Annotated in this window: 2 rRNA genes; both read left to right on the top strand. The window is 58.1% G+C overall.

The features are described from left to right. Window positions 1-284, top strand: a 16S ribosomal RNA gene (locus tag AC6CH6_RS17840); the annotation flags it as partial. 594 nt (window positions 285-878) lie between these two features. Further along, window positions 879-4008, top strand: a 23S ribosomal RNA gene (locus tag AC6CH6_RS17835). The last annotated feature ends 87 nt before the right edge of the window (window positions 4009-4095 follow it).

Raw genomic sequence — 4095 nt, 5'->3', positions numbered from 1 at the left:
ACTGTGAGGTGGAGCTAATCCCAAAAAGCCGGTCTCAGTTCGGATTGAGGTCTGCAACTCGACCTCATGAAGTCGGAGTCGCTAGTAATCGCAGATCAGCAACGCTGCGGTGAATACGTTCCCGGGCCTTGTACACACCGCCCGTCAAGTCACGAAAGTTGGTAACACCCGAAGCCGGTGGCCTAACCCCTTGTGGGAGGGAGCCGTCGAAGGTGGGACTGGCGATTGGGACTAAGTCGTAACAAGGTAGCCGTACCGGAAGGTGCGGCTGGATCACCTCCTTTCTAAGGAGCCGTTGACCGCCGTGTGGTGGTCGCCCCCGCCCTAGTGCCCGTCCGTGGTGCTGGTGGGGTGAGCTCATGGGTGGAATATCAACGAGCAAGTGGCCGCACTCCTCCTGTTACCCCGGTTCGCCGGGTGTGGGGGTTGCCGGCCGGGTCGGGTCCTAGTACCTGCCCCACCGTGGTGGACCTCTTGGGGTTCGCACGGTGTGGGTGGTGGAAGAGTACCGGTCCGGTGGTGGGTGTGGTCCGTGGCGCACTATTGGGTCCTGAGACAACAGGCCCCGTCCCCTTATCTGGGGGGTGGGGGTGTTGTGTCTGGGTTCCCGGCGTCCTGCCGGTGGTCGTGGTCCCTTCGCGGGGGCGCTGCCACCAGTGTGCAGGGTGTGCGGGTTGTTGTTTGAGAACTGTATAGTGGACGCGAGCATCTTAAGAACAGGTGCCGCAAGCGACCGGGCGTCTCCCTCCTTCTCGTAAGGGTCGGGGGGTGTGTCCGGTGGGTTGTGGTGCCGTGTTCGTGATTGATCGCCGAGATACCGCTGCTGTGCCTCCTTGTGGGGTGTGGTGGTGGTGGTATCGGTGTGTTCTGTGATCATGTGGCAAGTTTTTAAGGGCGCACGGTGGATGCCTTGGCATCAGGAGCCGATGAAGGACGCGGTAATCTGCGATAAGCCTCGGGGAGCTGATAAACGAGCTGTGATCCGAGGGTCTCCGAATGGGGAAACCCCGCCGCGTGTTATGCGTGGTGACCCGCACCTGAATTCATAGGGTGTGTGGAGGGAACGTGGGGAAGTGAAACATCTCAGTACCCACAGGAAGAGAAAACAACAGTGATTCCGTCAGTAGTGGCGAGCGAACGCGGAAGAGGCCAAACCGATGGTGTGTGATACCCGGCAGGGGTTGCATCATCGGGGTCGTGGGGCGTGTCGTCCCGGGTCTGCCGGCCCGGGCGTGTGAGTGCAGGGCGATAGTCGAACCGGTGTGAGTGCCGGACCGGAGAGGGTGAGAGTCCCGTAGACGAAATCGTTGCTGCCGCACGGTACGCGTACCCAAGTAGCACGGGGCCCGAGAAATCCCGTGTGAATCTGCCAGGACCACCTGGTAAGCCTAAATACTACCTGATGACCGATAGCGGACCAGTACCGTGAGGGAAAGGTGAAAAGTACCCCGGGAGGGGAGTGAAATAGTACCTGAAACCGTGTGCCTACAAACCGTCGGAGCCCTACAAGGTGACGGCGTGCCTTTTGAAGAATGAGCCTGCGAGTTAGTGTTACGTCGCGAGGTTAACCCGTGAGGGGTATCCGTAGCGAAAGCGAGTCTGAATAGGGCGAGTGAGTGGCGTGATCTAGACCCGAAGCGAAGTGATCTACCCATGGCCAGGTTGAAGCGCGTGTAAGAGCGCGTGGAGGACCGAACCCACTTCAGTTGAAAATGGAGGGGATGAGCTGTGGGTAGGGGTGAAAGGCCAATCAAACTTCGTGATAGCTGGTTCTCCCCGAAATGCATTTAGGTGCAGCGTTACGTGTTTCTTGCCGGAGGTAGAGCTACTGGATGGCCGATGGGCCCTACAAGGTTACTGACGTCAGCCAAACTCCGAATGCCGGTAAGTGAGAGCGTAGCAGTGAGACTGTGGGGGATAAGCTTCATAGTCGAGAGGGAAACAGCCCAGACCACCAACTAAGGCCCCTAAGCGTGTGCTAAGTGGGAAAGGATGTGGAGTTGCTTAGACAACCAGGAGGTTGGCTTAGAAGCAGCCACCCTTGAAAGAGTGCGTAATAGCTCACTGGTCAAGTGATTCCGCGCCGACAATGTAGCGGGGCTCAAGTACACCGCCGAAGTTGTGGCATTGCACCAATGATACCCAACCAGGGCATTGATCCTGGTTCAGGTGGTGCGATGGGTAGGGGAGCGTCGTGTGGGCAGTGAAGCTGCGGGGTGACCCAGTGGTGGAGCCCACACGAGTGAGAATGCAGGCATGAGTAGCGAATGACGGGTGAGAAACCCGTCCGCCGGATGATCAAGGGTTCCAGGGTCAAGCTAATCTGCCCTGGGTCAGTCGGGACCTAAGGCGAGGCCGACAGGCGTAGTCGATGGACAACGGGTTGATATTCCCGTACCGGCGAAGAACCGCCCCTATCGAACCGGGGACACTAACCACCCGAACCGGGCCATGCGGTGACCATTGGTCGCCGCCGGTACCGGGGAGCGTGGGACCTGAACCGGGGAGGTAAGCGTATTAACAGGTGTGACGCAGGAAGGTAGCCGAGCCGGGCGATGGTAGACCCGGTCTAAGCGTGTAGGGCGATCCGTTGGCAAATCCGCGGATCATACAGCCTGAGACGTGACGGGACCCCCATTCGTGGGGGGATTCGGTGATCCTATGCTGCCGAGAAAAGCATCGACGCGAGGTTCCAGCCGCCCGTACCCCAAACCGACACAGGTGATCAGGTAGAGAATACTAAGGCGATCGAGAGAATCATGGTTAAGGAACTCGGCAAAATGCCCCCGTAACTTCGGGAGAAGGGGGGCCCCGACCGTGGACACCACTTGCTGGTGCGAGCGGGTAAGGGCCGCAGAGACCAGGGGGAAGCGACTGTTTATCAAAAACACAGGTCCGTGCGAAGTCGCAAGACGATGTATACGGACTGACTCCTGCCCGGTGCTGGAAGGTTAAGAGGACCTGTTAGCCTCACGGCGAAGCGGAGAATTTAAGCCCCAGTAAACGGCGGTGGTAACTATAACCATCCTAAGGTAGCGAAATTCCTTGTCGGGTAAGTTCCGACCTGCACGAATGGAGTAACGACTTCCCCGCTGTCTCAACCATGAACTCGGCGAAATTGCAGTACGAGTAAAGATGCTCGTTACGCGCAGCAGGACGGAAAGACCCCGAGACCTTTACTATAGTTTGGTATTGGTGTTCGGTGTGGCTTGTGTAGGATAGGTGGGAGACGGTGAAGCGGGCACGCCAGTGCACGTGGAGTCAACGTTGAAATACCACTCTGGTCACTCTGGACATCTAACTTCGGCCCGTGATCCGGGTCAGGGACAGTGCCTGATGGGTAGTTTAACTGGGGCGGTTGCCTCCTAAAGAGTAACGGAGGCGCCCAAAGGTTCCCTCAGCCTGGTTGGCAATCAGGTGTCGAGTGTAAGTGCACAAGGGAGCTTGACTGTGAGAGCGACAGCTCGAGCAGGGACGAAAGTCGGGACTAGTGATCCGGCGGTACATTGTGGAATGGCCGTCGCTCAACGGATAAAAGGTACCTCGGGGATAACAGGCTGATCTTGCCCAAGAGTCCATATCGACGGCATGGTTTGGCACCTCGATGTCGGCTCGTCGCATCCTGGGGCTGGAGTTGGTCCCAAGGGTTGGGCTGTTCGCCCATTAAAGCGGTACGCGAGCTGGGTTCAGAACGTCGTGAGACAGTTCGGTCCCTATCCGCTGCGCGCGCAGGAAATTTGAGAAGACCTGTCCTTAGTACGAGAGGACCGGGACGGACGAACCTCTGGTATGGCAGTTGTACCGCCAGGTGCACCGCTGCTTCGCTACGTTCGGAAGAGATAACCGCTGAAAGCATCTAAGCGGGAAGCTCGCTTCGAGATGAGATTTCCATGCACCTAGTGTGTGAGAGGCCCCCAGCTAGACCACTGGGTTGATAGGCCGGAGGTGGAAGCACGAACCAACGACGTGTGCAGCCGACCGGTACTAATAAGCCGACAACTTACACCACACCCCACCCCCCAACACCGTTGGGACACCGGGTGGGAAAAACTACAGAACACCGCGTCCACTATACGGCTCCCAACCAACAACCCC

The sequence above is a fragment of the Kocuria sp. GQ42 genome (assembly GCF_059758435.1).
The sequence above is the reverse complement of the archived record's forward strand: the minus strand, read 5'-3'. Positions and strand labels throughout refer to the sequence as shown.